The sequence below is a fragment of the Stenotrophomonas sp. Steno-Z1 genome, assembly GCF_056393175.1.
Window position 1 is genome coordinate 210,425 of sequence record NZ_JBWJPB010000005.1, and the last position, 19,638, is coordinate 230,062.

Here is a 19,638-nt window from a genome sequence, read left to right on the forward strand (position 1 = left end):
ACTGCATGCGCCGCATCGGCGCGGGATTCAACGCTTAATCGAGCGCGATGTCGTCGCCTTCCACCACCACGCCGCGCACGCGCAGCTCGGCATCCAGCACCACCAGGTCGGCCCAGGCATCCACGGCGATGCGGCCGCGGTCGTCGATGCCGAGGTAGTCGGCGGGGTAGCGCGACAGCCGGTTGGAGGCATCGGCCACGTCCAGGCCCAGCGACACCAGGTTGCGCAGCGCCTGGTCCATGGTCAGTGCGCTGCCGGCCAACGAGCCGGTGGCCAGGCGCACGCAGCCCAGGCACTTGTGCACGCGCTGCACGCCGAGCGCGTACTCGCCATCGGGCATGCCGGTGGCGGCAGTGGCATCGGTGACGCAGTAGAGCTTCGGAATCGCACGCAGCGCGGTGCGGATCGCACCGGCATGCACGTGCTGCAGGTCGGGAATCAGCTCGGCGTACTCGGCATGGGCCAGGGCAGCGGTGGCGATGCCGGGGTGGTAGTGGTCCACGCCGGTCATGCCGTTGAACAGGTGGGTGAAGCCAGCCGCACCGGCCTGCAGCGCAGCCACGCCGTCCGCGTAGCTGCCGGCGCTGTGGCCGAGCTGTACGCGGATGCCGAGGGCACTCAGCGCGGGAATCAGCGCCTGGTGCTGGCCGATTTCCGGGGCGAGGGTCAGCACTTTGATCGGGGCGATGGCATGCAGCCGACGCACGTCCTCCACGGTGGCTTCCACCACCAGCGGCGGTTGCGCGCCCAGCCGTTCGATGCTGATGAACGGTCCCTCCAGGTGCACGCCCAGCACCCGCGCCATGCCGGGGCCGCGCGTGCCGATCGCGCCGGCCAGGCCCTGCAGCGCGCGCACGATGTCGTCCTCGTGCGCGGTCATCGTGGTGCCCAGCAGCGCGGTGGTGCCATGCCGGGCATGGGTGCGCGCCACGGTCGCGGCCGCATCGCCGCCCTGCATGATGTCCACCCCGGCGCCGCCATGCACGTGCAGGTCGATGAAGCCCGGCAGGATCAGCGGCACCTCATGGTCTTCGCGCGGGTCATCGTGCGCGGTGTCGATGTCGGTGATGCGCCGGTCGAAGTGGATGTCGCCGCGCACCCAACCGGTAGCGGTGAGAAGGCGGCCATGCAGGGAGCGGGGCGGGGTCATGGTGGGGTCTCGGCGATGATCACTTCGATCCCCAGCCGCTGCAGCCCTTCCAGATACTCGGCATCGATGCTGGCATCGGTGATGACCGTATGCACCTGCTCCAGCCGGGCGATGCGGTGCAGGCTGACCCGGCCGAACTTGGAGGCATCGGTCAGCACCACGATCCGGCGCGCGCGCTCGACCATGCGGTGGTTGAGGCTGGCTTCGGCCTCGTGGTGGGTGGTCAGGCCGAACTGCAGGTCCAGGCCGTCCACGCCCAGGAACAGGGTGTCGAAGCTGTAGGTGTTGAGGCTGGCCTCGGCCTGGCTGCCCTGCAACGACAGCGACTGCTTGCGCAGCAGCCCGCCGGTGAGCAGCAGCTCCACGCCGGGCGCGTTGGCCAGCTCCCAGGCGATGTTCAGGCCGTTGGTCATCACCGTCACCTCGCGATGCCGGCGCAGGTGGCGCGCCAGGGTCATCGTGGTCGAGCCGGAGTCGATGATGATGTTGTCGCCGGGCTTGACCAGGCTGGCCGCATACGCGCCGATGCTGTCCTTGATCGGCAGGTTCAGCGCGTCTTTCTCGTGGATGTCCTGTTCCTGCGGCGGGGTGCGCACCAGCGTGGCGCCGCCATGGGTCCGCGTGGCCATGCCCTGCGACTCGATGTGGGTCAGGTCGGCACGGATGGTCACTGCCGAGACGCCAAAGCGTTCGACCAGTTCGCTGACCTGCACGTTGCCGTGGTCCACCAGCAGTTGCAGGATCTGCTGGCGGCGCTGCCGTGTATTGCGCATGGGGGCGATTCCGTTCGGAAGGAAAGCCAAAGCTTACCGTTCCGAAAGCTCCGTGGGCCGGTAAGTTTCGATATCGGCACGTGCACGGTTGCGATTGCAGGCACGGGCGTACTCCCCCAGGCGCTCGGCCACCTTGTGCTGGATCAGCGCCAGCGGCTCTGCGGCGAGTTGGCCGGCCTCGATTGCCCGCTGCTGGTGGGGCAGGAACTGGCTGAGCAGGATCTGCGGCGGCACGTGCGTGCGCAGGTTGGCCACCAGGGTGTCCAGCGCGGCCTGCACCGCCGGTTCGCCCCAGTAGTAGCGGCTGCGGTCGCTCAGCGAATACGCGCGCAGCAGGCGCAGTTCGTGGGCGTCGCCGTGGTAGTAGCTTTGCCAGTTGGCCGGTTTTTGCACCATGCAGCGGTCCAGCACCTCGATCACGTTCGAGCATTGCGCGGCCGGCAGCAGCGCGGCTTCGATCATGGCCAGGGCGAACACGGCTTCGCGGAAGGCGTAGGTCGCCGCAGGGCCGACCTTGAGGATGGCGAAGTGGTCGCGGACCAGGGCGTGCAGGCCGGCTTCGGTCTGGTAATCGGTGGAGTGTGCTTCGAACACGATGCGCGGCTGCTGCTCGACGAAGGCCGAGAGGTCCGCGGCGGCGGCGGGGTCGTAGTAGTGCACGCTGCTGTGGTCGAAATCCACGCCGGGCTGCACCACCATCGCGACCACGCGTTCCCAGGCCGGCAGCAGGTCCGGCGCGGAGAAGGCCTCGCGGTGGATCGCCAGCGTGGTGGCTGCCGCCGCCGGCGTGGTCACCTGCAGGCCACCGGCCAGCGAGGCCTCGCCACCGGGAATCGGCACTTCGGTGCCGATCACGTACACCGGCGGCGGCAGCCCGTTGGCAGCGGCGGTACGCTCGGCGATACGGGCCAGTTCGGCCGAGCGCGCGGCCACGACGGCATCGGGAAGCGGGGTGGGATCGTCGGCGCAGGACATGCTGCAATCCAGGTGGATCTTGTGGAAGCCGGCGGCCACGTAGGCCTCGATCAGCACGCGCGCATTGGCCATCGCCACCTCGGCCGGGCCCTTTTGCCACGCGTTGGGGCCCAGGTGGTCGCCCCCCAGCACCAGCCGCTCGACCGGGAAACCGGCATCGCGCGCCAGTTGCAGCACGTAGTCGCGGTACTGCGGCGGGGTCATGCCGGTGTAGCCGCCAAACTGGTCCACCTGGTTGGAGGTGGCCTCGATCAGCAGCAGCGTGTCGTAGCGCAGGGCCACCTGCATCGCCGCCAGCAGCACCTGTTCGTTGCTGCAGCACACGCTGTACAGGCCGACGGGCTGGCCTTGGCGATGGGCGGCGATCAGCGATTGGATGGCGGACATGGATGGCACTCCGTAACAGCGGGGAATCAGCGGGAAGGGTGGTGCTGGCGGGCCAGCAGCGCCGCGCCGCGTGCGCCGCCGGCGTCGCCGAAGGCAGGCGGCAGGATCGGCGGCACGCGCACGCCCTGGAACAGGTAGGGGGCGATCGCGGCGGGCAGGTCGCGGTAGAGCTGTTCCAGCTTGGACAGGCCGCCGCCCAGCACGATCACGTGCGGGTCCACGGCCAGGATCAGGTTGGCGAAGCTGTAGCCCAGCAAGTCGCGATGGATGGCCAGCGCCTGCTCGGCGAGCGCATCGCCGGCCTGGGCCAGGGCCACCACCGCGCCAGCATCGAGCGCATCGCCGCCGCGGCCTTCGTGGATCAGCGCCAGGCCGTTGCCGGAGACGTAGCGCTCCAGGCAACCGCGCAGGCCGCATGCGCAGCCCAGCACCGGCAGCGCGTGGCGCTGCAGCAGCGTGGCCGGGATGCTCCAGTGGCCCCACTCGCCGGCAATGCCGTTGGCACCGGCCACCAGCTGCCCGTCCACGCAGAAGCCGCCGCCGGCACCGGTGCCGAGGATGGCGCCGAACATGCTCGGGTAGCCCGCGCCGGCACCGCCCTGGGCTTCGCTCAGGGCGAAACACTGCAGGTCGTTGCCGAACGCCAGCGGCCGTTGCAACCGGGCCTGCAGGTCCTCCGCGACCAGACGGCCGGTCAGGCTGGGCACGTTCGCGCTGAGTTGGCGGCCGCTGCGGCGGTCACGCACCCCGGGCAGGCCGATGCCGATCGCATGGGCGCTCGAACCGAGCGCGGCGTCGGCATCGCGCACCAGCCCGCCGATCGCCTCCAGGAACGCATCGTAGTCCTGGGTGGGCGTGGTCACCCGCTGGCGATGCTGCTCGACCAGGGTGGCGTCGTAGGCCACCAGCTCGATCTTGGTCCCACCGATATCGATGCCGTACCAGCACTGCATGGGAAGGCCCTGCTCAGCCATGGGGATGGATGATGACGCCCTGCACGACCCGGTTGACGGTGCCGTCGGGGAAGGGGTTGTCCGGGGTCATGCCGAGCGCGGCCGAGCGTTGCAGCGCGTAGCACTGCGGCATCAGCAGCCACAGCGGCGCCAGCCACGGGTCGGCCAGGTCAGGGGCGGCGCTGACGAAGTCGCCGTCGCTGCGGTCATCACCGTCCGGGCCGACCGAAATCACCCGGGCGGCGATCCCGTCCCCGCGCAGTTCGTCCAGCAGGTCCTGCTCGTAACGGCGCGACAGCGGCTGCGCGCTGCGCAGCATCACCACCAGCGTGTCGTTGTCGAGCGTGGACTTGGGCCCGTGGCGGAAGCCAAGCGGCGTGTTGGCCAGCGCCAGCACGCGCCCGCCGGTGAGCTCGAGCACCTTCAGCGCGGCCTCGCGCGCCAGCGCCTCCAGCGGGCCGCTGCCCAGGTAGATCACCCGCGAATAGGCGGCCTGGGCCAACGCCCCCACTGCCGCGTCCCATGCCTGCAGGGCACGGTCGGCATGCGCGGCCAGGTCGTGCAGGCGCTGCACGCGCTGCGGCCACGGCGCGGTGTCGAACACGCTCAACGCCGCCAGCAGCATGCTGCTCAGGCTGCTGGTCATGGCGAAGGCACGGTCGCAGCTGGCCGGCGGCATCAGCAGCGACAGGGTGTCGCTGCGGCCCTGGCCACGCCGGGCCAGTTCGCCGTCGGCATTGCAGGTGATGTCCAGGAAGCGCGCGTGGTCCACCTGCGCTCGCACCAGGTCCACTGCGGCCACGCTTTCCGGACTGGAGCCGCTGCGGCCGAACGACACCAGCAGGGTCGGGCGGTCGCGCTGCAGGTACAGCGCGGGGTGGGTCAGCAGGCTGGTGGTGTGGATGGCGCGCACCTCGGCCGGCCACTGCGCATTGATCTGGTCGGCCACCATCTCGGCGATGAACCCCGAGCTGCCGGCACCGCTGAAGATCACCCGCTGGCCGGGCTGGCGCAGCGCCTCGCCGAGGAAAGCGTCGATGCGCGCCTGGGCAGCGTCCAGCCCCTGCGCCAGCGCGGTCCACATGCGCGGCTGCTGGGCGATTTCTTCGGCGGTATAGGCGCCGCCGAGGCGCTGCCACGTGGGCAAATCAGGGAGCAGAGAAGCGTCCATTCGCAATTCCTGTTGGGCGACCGCACCTTCTTCGTTTTCTTTCGAAATGTCAAATATCGAAAGATAAAGAAAAGCTGGATCGATCACAGTTTTTGCTCTCTGTCGTTTGCTTTGATCCGCGGTCGCCGCAGTGCAGCAAGGTTTCACGGCGTACCAAAGCGCGCATTCAGCCGCCATATAGAAAGTGCTGCGTCAGTACATCTTTCGTTTATAAGAAAATATCCTTCCTTTTTCTTTGCAATTTATTGACATCTTTCGAGACCGTGCCCTAGAGTCGGCCGCACTGGTTTCAGATACCCGCCAACCGCGGGCTTGGGGGCAAGGTGGAATCCCGGTTTCGACGCACTGGTCTGACGATCGCACTGCTGTCCGCGCTGGCCCTGGCCGCGCCCGCCGTCGCCGAGCCGGTGGGCAACCTGCGCAGCATCAGCGCCGCCCCCGGCAAGGATGGCCGCCCCGGTTGGGAGCTCCGCACCGACAGCGGCGCACGTCTGCGCGTGGACCTGCTGCGCGCCGACCTGCTGCGCGTGCAGGCCGGCCGCAAGGGCACGCTCACCCCCGCCGGCGACAAGGCCGCGCCGATCGTGCTGCCGCAGCCGGCGGCCACGGTCGCCTTCCAGCTGGAAGAAGATGCCAGGGAAGTGCGCATCCGCACCGATGCGCTGGTCCTGCATATCCAGCGCCAACCGCTGCGGCTGGCACTGGACCGCCGCCAGGACGGCGCCGATGTCGCGCTGTGGCGCGAACTGCAGCCGCTGGACCTGGACACGCAGCAGAGCCTGCAGGTGCTGTCCAGCGATAGCGACGAGCACTTCTTCGGCGGTGGCCAGCAGAACGGCCGCTTCGCGTTCAAGGGCCGCGAACTGGAGGTGTCCTACTCCGGTGGCTGGGAAGAGGGCGACCGCCCCAACCCGGCGCCGATGCTGCTCAGCTCGCGCGGCTGGGGCATGCTGCGCAACACCTGGAGCGATGGCACCTACGACCTGCGCCAGGCCGACCAGGCCACCCTGCTGCATCGCGAAGACCGCTTCGATGCGTACTACTTCGTCGGCCCGGACCTGCACGCCTTGCTGGACCGCTACACCGCCCTGACCGGGCGCGCCGGCCTGTTGCCGCGCTGGGCGTTCTCCTACGGTGATGCCGACTGCTACAACGACGGCGACAACATCAAGAAGCCCGGCGGCGTGCCCGAGGGCTGGAGCGATGGCCCTACCGGCACCACCTTGGACGTGGTCGACAGCGTGGCCAGGCAGTACCGCGCGCATGACATGCCCGGCGGCTGGATCCTGCCCAACGACGGCTACGGCTGCGGTTACAGGACGCTGCCCGAGACCGTGCAGGGCTTGGCGAAATACGGCTTCAAGACCGGGCTCTGGACCGAGAACGGCGTGGACAAGATCGCCTGGGAAGTGGGCACCGCCGGCAGCCGCGTGCAGAAGCTGGACGTGGCCTGGACGGGCAAGGGTTACCAGTTCGCGATGGACGCCAACCAGTCCGCGTTCAACGGCATCCTGCACAACGCCGACTCGCGCCCGTTCCTGTGGACGGTGATGGGCTGGGCCGGCATCCAGCGCTACGCGGTGGCCTGGACCGGCGACCAGAGCAGCAGCTGGGATTACATCCGCTGGCACATTCCCACCCTGGTCGGCTCGGGGCTGTCGGGCATGGCCTATGCCAGCGGCGACGTGGATGCGATCTTCGGCGGCAGCGCCGAGACCTTCACCCGCGACCTGCAATGGAAGAGCTTCACCCCGGTGCTGATGGGCATGTCCGGCTGGTCGGCCAACGCGCGCAAGCACCCCTGGTGGTTCGACGAGCCCTACCGCAGCGTCAATCGCGACTACCTCAAGCTGAAGATGCGCATGACCCCGTACATGTACGGGCTGGCGCACGAGGCGGCCACCACCGGCGCGCCGCTGCTGCGCGCGCTGATGTGGGACTACCCGCAGGACCCGCAGGCCTACACCGAAGCGCACAAGTACCAGTTCCTCCTCGGCCGCGACCTGCTGATCGCGCCGGTGTACCGCAGCCAGGCCGCCAGCCGCGGGTGGCGCCGCGACATCCACCTGCCGCAGGGGCGCTGGATCGACTATTGGGATGGCCGCCAGCTGCAGGCCGGCGCGACCGGGCGTGACCTCGACCGCGCCGTGGACCTGGCCACGATCCCGGTGTTCGTGCGCGCCGGCGCCATCATCCCGATGTACCCGGACATGCTCTACGACGGCGAGAAGCCGTTGGATGAAGTGACCTTCGATCTCTACCCGCAGGGCGAGTCGAACTACACCCTGTACGAGGACGACGGCGCCACTCGCCGCTACGAGAAGGGCGAATCCAGCACGCAGCAGATCCACGTGCAGGCACCGGCGCAGGGCAGTGGCCCGGTGCAGGTGCGCATCGATGCGGTGCAGGGCCAGTACGCCGGCCAGCTCGCACAGCGTCGCTATGCGCTGCGCGTGCTCAGCCGCCAGCGCCCGAGCGCGGTGACGCTCGGCGAACGCACGCTGCCGATGCTCGCCGACAAGGCGGCCTGGCAGGCGGCCAGCGAAGGCTGGTACTTCGACGCCGGCGAACGCCGCGGCACCGTGCACGTGCGCAGCGCACCCACCGACATCCGCCAGCCGCTCAGCGTCACCCTGGCCGTGCCGGTGGCTGCCGCAGCCGCCGACGATGCCTACCCGGCCGCACCGGAACTCGGTCGCGCGCTGCCGTCGGACAGCCTGCTGGTGGTCAACCGCCCGGCCCAGGAGCAGGGCTACGAACTGGAAAAAGCCTTCGATGACGACCCGGCCACCTGGTTCCGCACCGTGCGCAACCAGGCGGTCAAGACCGGCGCCCACGAGTGGGTGATCGGCTTCGGCGAGCGCAAGCTCATCGACGGCATTGAACTGGCCCCGCGCAACGACGCGCACTGGAAGAACGGCCAGATCCGCGACTACGAAATCTACCTGGCCGACAGCAACGGCGAGTGGGGCGAACCGGTCAAGCGCGGCCGCCTCACCCTCCAGCAGGGCATGCAGCAGATCGACTTCCCCGCCCACGCCGGCCGCCTGCTGCGCTTCCGCGTGCTCAGCACGCAGAACCCCGAGGGCGATGGTGCCAGCGCCGCCGACCCGATGGTCAGCGCCGCCCAGGGCAGCGTGGCGCGCGCGGTGGATGCGCTGCAGCCGCGCGACGTCGGCCCGATCGTGCTGTCCAGCTTCCACGTGCTGGAACACCAGCCGCCTGAAAAACCGGCGCAGCAGCTGTACCTCTCCGCATTGCCGCTGCCGGCCTCGTTGCAGGCCCGCGTGGCCAGCGACCACGCCTTCGGCGGCCAGGCGGAGCTGCGCATGAACGGCCTGCATTTCCGTCGCGGCCTCGGCGTCAACGCCAGCAGCCGCATCGACCTGCAGTTGGGCGGCAACTGGCACCTGCTGCGCGCCGACCTCGGTATCGACGACCAGTGTCGCGCCGCGGGCGGCATGCAGTTCCAGGTCTGGGGCGACGACCGCATGCTGTACGACAGCGGCCTGGTCAAGGCCCCGGGCGTGGTCAAGCCGGAACTGGACGTACGCGGCCTGCGGCGCCTCAGCCTGCGCACCCTCGGCGCGCAGGGCGACCGCCCCGCGCAGGTCTGCGGCAACTGGGCCAACGCCGCGCTGATCGGACGGGAGGGCGATACCGCCAGCATCGTGTCGCCGTAACCGCACCACCGCTTCCAGAAAAACAGCTCTCCGTTTCCCGTCTGCGGCCTTTGGGCCGCGGCACGGGGGACGTTTGCCCGAAAACACCCATCCACCGCCAGCCCCACGCTGCGGATCGAACAAGGAGACAAAGATGTTGACCGAACGCCATCGCCATCGCCGCATCACCGCTACCCCCTTGTCCATCGCACTCGGCCTGGCCGTTGCCGTGGTCGGCAGTGCCAGCGCGCAGGACGCCACCCCCGATGCCAAGGCCACCGAGCTGTCGCGCATCGAAGTGACCGGCTCCAACATCCGCCGCACCGACGTGGAAACCGCCTCGCCGGTGCAGGTGATCAGCAAGCAGGACATCGAAAACATGGGCGCGCGCACCCTGCTGCAGGTGCTCGACAACCTGCCCGCGGCACGGCCGGGCCAGCAGGATTCGCGTTCGCTGTTCACCGGCTCCGACGGCGCCTCGCAGGCCAACCTGCGCGGCCTCGGCGCACAGGGCACGCTGGTGCTGCTCAATGGCCGCCGCCTGTCGTACTACGGCGCGCCCGCCGGCTTCCAGACCCAGTTCGTCAACATCGATGCGATCCCGGCCGCGGCCATCGAACGCATGGAAGTGCTCACCGACGGCGCCTCGGCGGTGTACGGCACCGATGCGGTGGCCGGCGTGATCAACGTGATCACCAAGCGTTCCTACCAGGGCGCCGAGATCAGCCTCACCACCGATAAATCCTCGCGGATCAGCTCCTACGGCGAGCACCAGGGCAGCATCACCGCCGGCTTCGGCGACCTGGATGAAGACCGCTACAACGTCTATGCCTCGGTCAACCTGTACCGGCGCGATGCGATTCCGCTGAGCGATTTCTACGACAAGCGCCCCAGCCAGTACTACGTCAACAACCCCAACTACCTGCCCAACCTGCGCCTGGGCACCGGCAGCAAGCCGGGTGAGTTCAACCCCGGCAGCTACTTCGCCTTCGACCCGGTCACCGGTCGCCGCGTGCAGGAGGCCGCACCGGGCTGCAACAACGTGCTCACCACGGAAGCGGCCGGCCCGCGCTGTATCTGGGAGACGTGGATGAACAACGAGATCGATGCCGGCGCCAAGTCCGAGCGCAACACCGCCTACGTCAACGCGCATTTCCTGATCGGCGACAGCACCGAAGCCTTCGCCGAGGCCACGTATACCGACATCGATCTCACCGCCAACGGCGGCACCCCGCGTGCCTACGGCACCACCACCGGCAACCCGACCAGCTGGTTCTCGCGCAACACCGGCACCACGGTCAACCAGTTCCTGTACCCGTACCTGGGCCCCAACAACGCGTACAACCACGCCTCGCCCGAACTGCGCGCCCTGATGGGGGGCGTGGTCGGCCTGCAGTACCTGCTCCAGGACGTGGGCGCCAACCACTTCGGCCAGCGCAACACCGACCAGAGCTACCGCGTGGTGGCCGGCCTGCGCGGCGACGTGGGCGACTGGAATTGGGAAACCGCCTTCGCCACCGCCGGCAGCCACTCGGTCACCTACCAGACCACCAACGTCAACCTGGCCGGCTTCGAGAAGGCCTTCGGGCCGTACACCATCGACCCGGGCACCGGGCGGGTGATCATCTCCGACCATCCGGCGTACACGTTCGGCGAGCTCAGCGAAGCCAACGCCGCGCTGATCCGCGAGGCCTTCCCGACCTTCGACATTCAGTCCTGGACGCGCCTGCACACCCTGGACGGCAAGATCGAAGGCCCGCTGTTCAACCTGCCCGCCGGTGAAGTACGCGCGGCGTTCGGCTTCAACGCCAGCCGCGAAACGTTCTACACCCCCGGCAATCCGGACGCGGCCAATGGCCTGATCACCCAGCAGGGTGGGTCGTGGTTCGACGGCAAGCGCAACACCTATGCGCTGTTCGCCGAGACCGTCGCCCCGATCACCGAAAAGCTGGAACTGGACGCGGCGCTGCGCGTGGACAAGTACCCCGACTTCAGCGCCAACCTGGCCCCGAAGATTGGCCTGAAGTACCAGATGTTCGACCAGCTGATGCTGCGCGGCACCTATTCCACCGGCTTCCGCGCGCCCAGCCTGGCCGAGTCCGGCAACGGCGGCGTGTTCGCCCAGCTCGGTGGCTACCGCGACGACGTGCGCTGCAACGAGACCAACGCGATTGCCAACCTGCTGCTGAAATCCGGCCGTGGCGGCGATGTGGACCTGGGCAAGACCCTGCTCAACAGCGACTGCAGCCGCACCGTGGCGCGCATGACCCAGCCCAACCCGGACCTGAAGCCGGAAAAGGCCAAGATCACCACGCTGGGCTTCGTCTACGAGCCCACCCAGTGGCTGTCGGTGTCGGCCGATTACTGGTTCATCTACCGCAGCAACGAGATCGTCGCCCCGGACTTCACCCGCGATGAAGACATCATCGCCTCCACCCGCTCGCCGATCACCGACAGCGACCGCGCCAACCTGGCCGCATTGGCGGCGATGTGCGCCGACCCGGCCAGCGGCGTCGCCTGCCCGGGCACGCTGCCCGGCTACAGCGTGGGCAACGTGGCCAGCGTGGTGGGCCAGTACAAGAACCGCGGCAAGACCCTGATCGACGGCTTCGACATCGACGCGCGCAGCCGCTTCACGCTGGGCGACTGGGGCAACCTCAACATCGGCCTGGCCGCCACCATCGCCAACCGCAACCGCTCCTACACCGATGCGGAAAGTGGCTGGTACTACGGCGACCTGGTCGGCTACTACAACAACCCGCGCCTGCGTGCCACGCTCAATGCCGACTGGAACTACAAGCAGGTCACCACCAGCTTCTTCATCAACTACGTAGGCGGCACCAAGTGGGCGCTGCAGCAGATCGACGAGCAGGACAACAACCCGCAGACCTGCACCGCCGGTTATCTGCCGCTGGAGCAGAGCAAGTGCGACGGCGCCCCCTCGTGGTGGACGGCCAACCTCAGCGTGGGCTGGCGCCCGGATGAGCACTGGAACGTCGGCTTCACCATCAAGAACCTGTTCGACCGCCTGCCGTTCTACGATCCGAACAGCTTCCTGGGCGATTCCAGCGATTACGCCACCATCTACGGTCGTGGGTACAGTCTGACCGTCGGTTACAAGTTCTGATGCCTATCCCGCGCCGGTCCCGGCTGGCGCGATCTTCAAACGAGGTACTGTCCATGAAACGTAGGGAATTCATCGCCGCCAGCGCGGCCGTTGCCGCCAGCAGCCTGCTGCCGCAGACGCCGGCCTGGGCGCGCGGGCGCAAGGTACGGCTGGGCCTGATCGGCACCGGCATGCGCGGCCAGGTGCTGCTGACCGAACTGGTGCGCCGCGACGACGTCGAGGTGGTGGCGCTGTGCGACATCGAACCGATCATGCTGGGCCGCGCCCTGGAAAAAGTGGCCAAGGCCGGCAAGCCGGCGCCGACGACCTACGGCCAGGACCGCGACGTCAATGCCTGGAAGCGTCTGCTGGAGCAGCGCGGCCTGGATGGCGTGGTCATTGCCACGCCGTGGGAGTACCACGCGCCGATGGCGATCGCCGCCATGCAGGCCAAGGTCGCGGTCGGCTGTGAAGTCGTCGCCGGCATCACCCTGCAGGACCATTGGGATGTGCTCAAGACCCAGCTGAGCACCGGCACCCCTTACATGCTGCTGGAAAACGTCTGCTACCGCCGCGATGTGATGGCCGCGTTGCAGATGGTGCGCCAGGGCCTGTTCGGCGAGCTGGTGCACCTGCAGGCCGGCTACCAGCACGACCTGCGCGGGGTGAAGTTCAACTCCGGCGACCCCAACCAGCCTTACGACAGCGGCGTGGAGTTCGGCCCCAAGGGCTGGTCCGAAGCGCGCTGGCGCACCGAGCACTCGGTCAAGCGCAACGGCGAGCTGTACCCCAGCCACGGCATCGGCCCCTGCGCCATGTACACCGGCGTCAACCGCGGCAACCGTTTCACCCACATCAACGCGTTCGCCAGCAAGGCGCGTGGCCTGCACGACTACACCGTGGCCAAGAGCGGGGGCACCACGCACCCCAGCACCAAGGTGGCGTTCAAGCTGGGCGACGTGGTGACCACCACGCTGGCCTGCGAGAACGGCGAGACCATCCTGCTGCAGCACGACACCTCGCTGCCGCGCCCGTATTCGATGGGCTTCCGCGTGCAGGGCACCAAGGGCCTGTGGATGGACGTCAACCAGTCCATCCACATCGAAGGGCGTAGCCCGCCGCACAAGTGGGAAGACTTCAAGGCCTATCAGGACCAGTACGAGCACCCGCTGTGGAAGCAGCACGCCGACACCGCCGCCAGCGCCGGCCACGGCGGCATGGACTGGTTCGTCATCCATGCCTTCGTCGAGGCCCTGAAGGCGCGCGCGCCCATGCCGATCGACATCTACGACGCCATTACCTGGAGCGCGATCACCCCGTTGTCGGAGCAATCCATCGCCAACCGCTTCCAGACCTTGGAATTCCCGGACTTCACCGCGGGGCTGTGGAAGCAGCGCAAGCCGATTTTCGCGTTCGACGGGACGTACTGAGGACGAACGCACCGGCCACGGCCGGTGCTTGCGGGGGCAGGCCACCACCCTTGGTCGTGACTGCCCCCCCGATCCTCGTAGAGCCGACCGTTGGTCGGCTGCGCCTGGCACTGCGGCCGACCAACCGTCGGCTCTGGCTCGGACTGCAGCCGGCCAACGCTCGGCTCTGGCTCGCACTGCAGCCGACCAACGCTCGACTCTGGCTCGCACTGCAGCCGACCAACGGTCGGCTCTACGGCGCCATTACGTGGAGCGCGATCACCCCGTTGTCGGAGCAATCCATCGCCAACAGCTTCCAGACCCTGGAATTCCCGGACTTCACCGCCGGGCTGTGGAGGCAGCGCAAGCCGATTTTTGCGTTCGACGGGAGGTACTGAGCACGAACGCACCGGCCCACGGCCGGTGCTTGCGGGGGCGGGTCACCACCCTTGGTCGTCACTGCCCCCCAATCCTCGTAGAGCCGACCGTTGGTCGGCTGCGCCTGGCACTGCAGCCGGCCAACGTCGGCTCTGGCTCGCACTGCAGCCGACCAGCCGTGGGCTCTGGCTCGCACTGCAGCCGACCAACGGTCGGCTCTACGGCGCCATTACCTGGAGCGCGATCACCCCGTTGTCGGCGCAATCCATCGGCAACAGCTTTCAGACCTTGGAATTCCCGGACTTCAGCGTCGGGCTGTGGACGCAGCGCAAGCCGATTTTCGCGTTCGACGGGACGTACTGAGGACGAACGCACCGGCCACGGCCGGTGCTTGCAGGGGCAGGCCACCACCCTTGGTCGTGCCTGCCATCCCGATCCTCGTAGAGCCGACCGTTGGTCGGCTGCGCCTGGCACTGCAGCCGACCAACCGTCGGCTCTGGCTCGGACTACAGCCGACCAACCGTCGGCTCTGGCTCGGACTACAGCCGACCAACGCTCGGCTCTGGCTCGCACTGCAGCCGACCAACGGTCGGCTCTACGGCGCCACTACCTGGAGCGCGATCACCCCGTTGTCGGAGCAATCCATCGCCAACAGCTTCCAGACCGTGGAATTCCCGGACTTCACCGCCGGGCTGTGGACGCAGCGCAAGCCGATGTTCGCGTTCGACGGGACGTACTGAGGACGAACGCACCGGCCCACGGCCGCTGCTTGCGGGGGCGTGTCACCACCATGGGGCGTGACTGCCACCCCGATCCTCGTAGAGCCGACCGTTGGTCGGCTGCGCCTGGCACTGCGGCCGACCAACCGTCGGCGCTGGCTCGGACTGCAGCCGACCAACGCTCGACTCTGGCTCGCACTGCAGCCGACCAACGGTCGGCTGTACGGGGTGCCGCTCCGCGCCTGGGCTACCGCTGCGCGTTCCACCACCAGAACCACAGTGCCTCCATGCCATGGCCCAGGCTGTAATCGCCCTGCCCGGCAGCGATATCCAGCACGCCCTGGCGCAGGCCGGCGAGGGCCGACACGCCCAATCGCAGTACCTGCCGCTCGCCGTCCGGCTGCCACTGCCATGCACCGCTGTCCTCATCGAGGATCAGCTGCATCGTCTGCGGCGCGACCCAGCGCGCATCGCGGTTGTTCGGCACCGCCAGCTGCGCGGGGCCGGGCGCGGACAGCCGCAGCGTCCGGCTCGCCCCGGCTCCCTCGGTGTGCAACGCGTCCAGCCGTGTCAGCAGCGACGCGCACCCCTCTGCATCGGCGGTCAGCTGCCAACCCGGGAAATTGCGCGCGTTGTCGCGATAGCGCCAGAGCGACACCGTGCCGTGCTGCTGCCATGCGTGTGAAGGCTTCATGCCCCAAGTCTGCGACCGCCCCTGTGGCCCTGCAAGCGGAGGGAGTATCGAACCGACCAGTGAATCGGCGATGATGGCCGTGACCTACGTTCGCAACGGACTGCGCCACATGTCATTCAAATCGATTCGTCGTCTGAACCCGCTGGGTTTCATCATCCTGCTTGCCTTGGCCATTGCCGTGGTAGCGATGGTGGCAACGCAACGTAACGAGGGGCTGGCGCCACGCGCCGCCTTGGCAGAGGCCAGCGGGCGCGTGCAATCGGTGCGCGTGAATGATGAAGGGATCGACTTCAGCCTCGAGGGCAGCGACGTTGCCTTCCGCTACCCGCTCAACGCCGATGACCGCATGGAGCGCGTGCATCGCGCCCTGCGCAGCGCCGGCACGCGCACGGTCACGGTGTTGTACCTGCCCGCCGGCGGCAGCGATCAGCAGCTGCACCGGCCGGTCAACCAGCTTGCCGTTGGCGACCTGATGGTGCGCTCGTACGCCCAGGTCAAGGAATCGTGGGACAGGAGACGGATCGCGGGCCGATGGGTGGCCGGTGCAATGCTGGTGAGCGCGCTGGGATTGGCCTGGGTCGGCCTGTTCGGCCTCTACCCGCGTCAGCGCTGAAGCCCCCCGGCCGGCACGTCGCCGGCCCTTGCGGAAGTGGTGGGCATTCGAGCCTCGACCGTTGGCGTCGAGTGTCGCGTCTCCATCCCCTGCGTCTCTGTGCGCCGGCACCACCGTTGCGCCTGCTGAAGCCTTTCAACCCGCGACGCAGCTCTGCGAGGCGGCCACCAATGAAGCGTGCAGCATCGGTATCAGCGGAATACAGGCCCAGACCGAAGGTGTGCCGTGCTGGCAAGGCGATGCCCATGGCGCGGGTCCACTCAATGCCAACAAGGCAGGGAGGTCGGCGAATTGATCCTGTGGCACCGGGATCGCAATGACTGCGATGCAGGTGAGATTTCCGGCAGAAAAGGCGGCTGAATACCGCGAAGGCAAGGATGGTGCGCCCGGAGGGATTCGAACCCCCGACCAATGGCTTCGGAAGCCACTACTCTATCCGGCTGAGCTACGAGCGCGTTGTCCTGCAATCCCGGGTGCCTGTGTGGGCCACCACTTCGCCTTGGCGGCGCGGGGACGAGCATTCTAGCCGCAAACGCGGCGCAGGTCTGCCCCCCTTCCAATTCCCCGCCAGGGCAACGCCGGTCGCCGGCCGGGGCGGTATCCTTTGCAGATGGCTTACGAACGTTTTGAAGTCCCCGCCGGCGGTGCACCATCGCGCTGGGGCCAGTACTGGAAACTGATGCGCGCCGATCGCCCGATCGGCACCCTGCTGCTGCTGTGGCCCACCTGGTGGGCGTTGTGGCTGGCCGCCGGCGGCCTGCCGTCGCTGTGGATCCTGTTCGTGTTCAGCGCCGGGGTCTGGCTGACGCGTTCGGCTGGCTGCGTCATCAACGACTACGCCGACCGCTGGCTGGACCCGCACGTCAAGCGCACCAAGGACCGCCCCCTGGCCAGCGGCCGGGTCAAGGGCCGCGAGGCGCTGGTGCTGTTTGCGGTGCTGATGCTGGTCGCCTTCGCGCTGGTGCTCACCCTGAACGCGTTGACCATCGGCATGAGCTTCATCGGCATCTTCCTGGCCGCCAGTTACCCCTACCTCAAGCGCTACACCCATCTGCCCCAGGTCTACCTGGGCATGGCCTTCGGCTGGGGCATCCCGATGGCCTTCGCCGCCGTGCAGGGTGAGGTGCCGGTGATCGGCTGGCTGCTGTATGGCGCCAACATCCTGTGGTCCACCGCGTACGACACCTGGTATGCCATGGTCGACCGCGACGATGACCTCAAGATGGGCTCGCATTCCACCGCCATCCTGTTCGGCGACCTGGACCTGGTCATCCAGGGCATCCTGTATGCCCTGTTCCTGGGCACCATGGGCCTGGTCGGCATGCGCGCCGGGTTGGGCAGCGCGTACTGGCTGTCGCTCGGCGTGGCCGCGCTGCTGATCGTCTACGAGTTCATGATCTGCCAGAAGCGCGAGCGCGACGCCTGCTTCAAGGCCTTCCTGCACAACAACTGGGTGGGGGCCACCCTGTTCGCGGGCATCGCCGCCGCCCTGGCGTTCCATTGAAGGCAGGCCGCGGCCAACCGCTCATGACCCGGTAGTGCCGAGCCACGCTCGGCAGCCCGTAACCCAGCAGGATCATGACCGGTAGTGCCAAGCCACGCTCGGCAGCCCGTAACGCAGCAGGATCATGACCGGTAGTGCCGAGCCACGCTCGGCAGCCCGTAACCCGACAGGATCATGACCCGGTAGTGCCGAGCCACGCTCGGCAGCCCTTAACCCGACAGGATCATGACCCGGTAGTGCCGAGCCACGCTCGGCAGCCCGTAACCCGGCAGGATCATGACCGGTAGTGCCGAGCCACGCTCGGCAGCCCTTAACCCGGCAGGATCATGACCGGTAGTGCCGAGCCACGCTCGGCAGCCCGTAACCCGACAGGATCATGACCCGGTAGTGCCGAGCCACGCTCGGCAGCCCGTAACCCATCAGGATCATGACCCGGTAGTGCCGAGCCACGCTCGGCAGCCCGTAACCCATCAGGATCATGACCCAGTAGTGCCGAGCCACGCTCGGCAGCCCGTAACCCATCAGGATCATGACCCAGTAGTGCCAGCCGCTGGGCGGCTCCCGACCCTGCCCAAGCGCCGCGCACCCAATACTGGCCCCTAAGACCAATAGGCGACTGACAGCACGCCCGCCAACCCACAGAATCCCCCCATTGAACGCTCCGGGAGAGAGCCAATGGCCACGTCGACAACGATTCGGGACGGCTTCATGGCACGCGCGGCGCTGCGCTCGGCCGCCTGGGCAGAAAAATGGTTTCCCGATGCCTACGTGTTCGCCGTGCTCGGCGTCATCATCGTGGCCGGCGCTGCCATCGGCTTCGGCGCCACCCCACAGGCCACTGCCAGCGCCTTCGGCGAGGGCTTCTGGAGCCTGATCCCCTTCACCATGCAGATGGCCTTCGTGGTCATCGGCGGCTACGCCCTGGCCACCGCCCCGATCGTGGCGCGCTTCATCGACCAGCTCGCGCGGGTGCCGCGCACCGGCCGCGGCGCCGTGGTCTACGTGGGGCTGGTCAGCATGCTGGCCTCGTTGCTCAGCTGGGGCTTCTCGCTGGTGTTCGGCGGCCTGCTGGTGCGCGCGCTGGCCCGCCGCGAAGACCTCAAGATGGACTACCGCGCCGCTGGCGCCTCGGCCTATCTCGGCCTGGGCGCGGTCTGGGCCATGGGCCTGAGCTCATCGGCCGCGCAGTTGCAGGCCAACCCGGCCAGCATGCCGCCGGGGCTGGTGGAGATCACCGGCGTGCTGCCCTTCACCGAAACCATCTTCCTGTGGCAGTCCATTGCGCTGACCGCCGCGCTCATCCTGGTCTCGCTGCTCATCGCCTGGCTCACCGCGCCGGGACCGGCCACGGCGCGCACCGCCCGCGACTTCGACGGCGCCGCCCAGGCCGAGCCGCCGCCGCTGCAGCCGCGCACGCGCCCGGGCGAATGGCTGGAATACAGCCCGCTGCTCACCGTGCTGCTCTCGCTGCTGGCCTTCGGCTGGCTGTTCGGCGAGTTCGCCAGCAAGCCGCTGGTCAGCGCCATCGCCAACCTCAACACCTACAACTTCCTGTTCATTTCGCTGGGCCTGCTGCTGCACTGGCGCCCGCGCAGCTTCCTCAACGCGGTGGCCAAGGCGGTGCCCAGCACCACCGGCGTGCTCATCCAGTTCCCGCTGTACGGCGGCATCGCCATGATCCTCACCCATGCGGTGGGCAGCGGCGACGAAACCCTGGCGCACCGCCTGTCCAGCCTGTTCGTCCACATCGCCACCACCGATACCTTTGCCTTGGTCATGGGCGTCTACTCGGCGGTGCTCGGCTTCTTCGTGCCCTCCGGCGGCGGCAAGTGGATCATCGAGGCGCCGTATGTGATGCAGGCCGCCAACGAGCTCAAGGCGCACCTGGGCTGGGCCGTGCAGGTGTACAACGCGGCCGAAGCCCTGCCCAACCTGATCAACCCGTTCTGGATGCTGCCACTGCTGGGCGTGCTCGGGCTGAAGGCGCGCGACATCGTCGGCTTCACCTTCATCCAGCTGCTGGTGCACATCCCGCTGGTGCTGGGGCTGCTGTGGCTGCTGGGCATGACCCTCACCTATGTGCCGCCGGTGATGCCGTAACCCCCGCACGGTAACGCCGCCGCGCCGCGCGCCGACGGCGCTGG

The 19,638-nt window shown here is 68.2% G+C and carries 13 protein-coding genes, 1 tRNA gene and 2 pseudogenes; 8 read left to right on the forward strand and 8 right to left on the reverse strand.

What is annotated here, in order from left to right; translation table 11 throughout:
* Positions 1-34 precede the first annotated feature (34 nt).
* From AC06FD_RS14870 to AC06FD_RS14890, 5 genes are read right to left on the reverse strand one after another with little or no spacing between them, the layout of a single operon-like run.
* Positions 35-1,150, reverse strand: a complete 1,116-nt coding sequence (locus tag AC06FD_RS14870; protein ID WP_478078221.1) for an N-acetylglucosamine-6-phosphate deacetylase — start codon at positions 1,148-1,150, stop codon at positions 35-37.
* Positions 1,147-1,923 carry a DeoR family transcriptional regulator gene (locus AC06FD_RS14875; protein WP_259208732.1) on the reverse strand — a complete coding sequence of 259 codons (777 nt, stop codon included), beginning with the start codon at positions 1,921-1,923 and terminating at the stop codon, positions 1,147-1,149. The genes AC06FD_RS14870 and AC06FD_RS14875 overlap by 4 nt, the downstream gene beginning before the upstream one ends.
* A gap of 33 nt (positions 1,924-1,956) precedes the next feature.
* Positions 1,957-3,285: a D-tagatose-bisphosphate aldolase, class II, non-catalytic subunit gene (locus AC06FD_RS14880; RefSeq protein WP_478078222.1), complete on the reverse strand. Its 1,329-nt coding sequence runs from the start codon at positions 3,283-3,285 to the stop codon at positions 1,957-1,959.
* Positions 3,286-3,311: 26 nt separating this feature from the next.
* Positions 3,312-4,238, reverse strand: coding sequence for an ROK family protein (locus tag AC06FD_RS14885; RefSeq protein ID WP_478078223.1), 927 nt, complete (start codon positions 4,236-4,238; stop codon positions 3,312-3,314).
* A 13-nt stretch (positions 4,239-4,251) separates the two neighbouring features.
* Positions 4,252-5,409 (reverse strand): SIS domain-containing protein, encoded by a 1,158-nt coding sequence (locus AC06FD_RS14890; RefSeq protein ID WP_478078224.1) that lies wholly within the window; start codon positions 5,407-5,409, stop codon positions 4,252-4,254.
* A gap of 323 nt (positions 5,410-5,732) precedes the next feature.
* Here AC06FD_RS14890 and AC06FD_RS14895 point away from each other — a divergent pair, with 323 nt between their 5' ends.
* The 5 genes and pseudogenes from AC06FD_RS14895 to AC06FD_RS14915 form a co-directional block, all read left to right on the forward strand.
* Complete coding sequence (locus tag AC06FD_RS14895) at positions 5,733-9,092, forward strand: TIM-barrel domain-containing protein (protein WP_478078225.1); 3,360 nt, start codon at positions 5,733-5,735, stop codon at positions 9,090-9,092.
* A 133-nt stretch (positions 9,093-9,225) separates the two neighbouring features.
* Positions 9,226-12,198 carry a TonB-dependent receptor domain-containing protein gene (locus AC06FD_RS14900; RefSeq protein WP_449335740.1) on the forward strand — a complete coding sequence of 991 codons (2,973 nt, stop codon included), beginning with the start codon at positions 9,226-9,228 and terminating at the stop codon, positions 12,196-12,198.
* A 53-nt stretch (positions 12,199-12,251) separates the two neighbouring features.
* The gene (locus AC06FD_RS14905) at positions 12,252-13,607 is read left to right on the forward strand and encodes a Gfo/Idh/MocA family protein (protein ID WP_478078227.1); all 1,356 of its coding nucleotides are present in this window, start codon (positions 12,252-12,254) and stop codon (positions 13,605-13,607) included.
* Between the two features lie 230 nt (positions 13,608-13,837).
* Positions 13,838-13,984, forward strand: a pseudogene (locus AC06FD_RS14910) (gfo/Idh/MocA family oxidoreductase); the annotation flags it as partial.
* Between the two features lie 573 nt (positions 13,985-14,557).
* Positions 14,558-14,704, forward strand: a pseudogene (locus tag AC06FD_RS14915) (gfo/Idh/MocA family oxidoreductase); the annotation flags it as partial.
* A 226-nt stretch (positions 14,705-14,930) separates the two neighbouring features.
* Here the strand turns inward: AC06FD_RS14915 and AC06FD_RS14920 are convergent.
* Complete coding sequence (locus AC06FD_RS14920) at positions 14,931-15,377, reverse strand: hypothetical protein (RefSeq protein ID WP_259208757.1); 447 nt, start codon at positions 15,375-15,377, stop codon at positions 14,931-14,933.
* A 70-nt stretch (positions 15,378-15,447) separates the two neighbouring features.
* Between AC06FD_RS14920 and AC06FD_RS14925 the strand changes: the two genes are divergently transcribed.
* Complete coding sequence (locus AC06FD_RS14925; protein WP_449336198.1) at positions 15,448-15,990, forward strand: hypothetical protein; 543 nt, start codon at positions 15,448-15,450, stop codon at positions 15,988-15,990.
* Between the two features lie 378 nt (positions 15,991-16,368).
* Here AC06FD_RS14925 and AC06FD_RS14930 read toward each other — a convergent pair.
* Positions 16,369-16,445 (reverse strand) — tRNA-Arg (locus AC06FD_RS14930).
* Positions 16,446-16,600: 155 nt separating this feature from the next.
* On the opposite strand from AC06FD_RS14930, the gene ubiA reads away from it, so the two are divergent.
* Complete coding sequence (ubiA, locus tag AC06FD_RS14935) at positions 16,601-17,494, forward strand: 4-hydroxybenzoate octaprenyltransferase (protein ID WP_259208760.1); 894 nt, start codon at positions 16,601-16,603, stop codon at positions 17,492-17,494.
* Between the two features lie 324 nt (positions 17,495-17,818).
* On the opposite strand, the gene AC06FD_RS14940 is transcribed toward ubiA, so the two are convergent.
* On the reverse strand, positions 17,819-18,025 hold the full coding sequence (locus AC06FD_RS14940) for a hypothetical protein (protein ID WP_478078228.1): 207 nt from the start codon (positions 18,023-18,025) through the stop codon (positions 17,819-17,821).
* 177 nt (positions 18,026-18,202) lie between these two features.
* Between AC06FD_RS14940 and AC06FD_RS14945 the strand changes: the two genes are divergently transcribed.
* Positions 18,203-19,594 (forward strand): short-chain fatty acid transporter, encoded by a 1,392-nt coding sequence (locus tag AC06FD_RS14945; RefSeq protein ID WP_478078229.1) that lies wholly within the window; start codon positions 18,203-18,205, stop codon positions 19,592-19,594.
* Positions 19,595-19,638 lie beyond the last annotated feature (44 nt).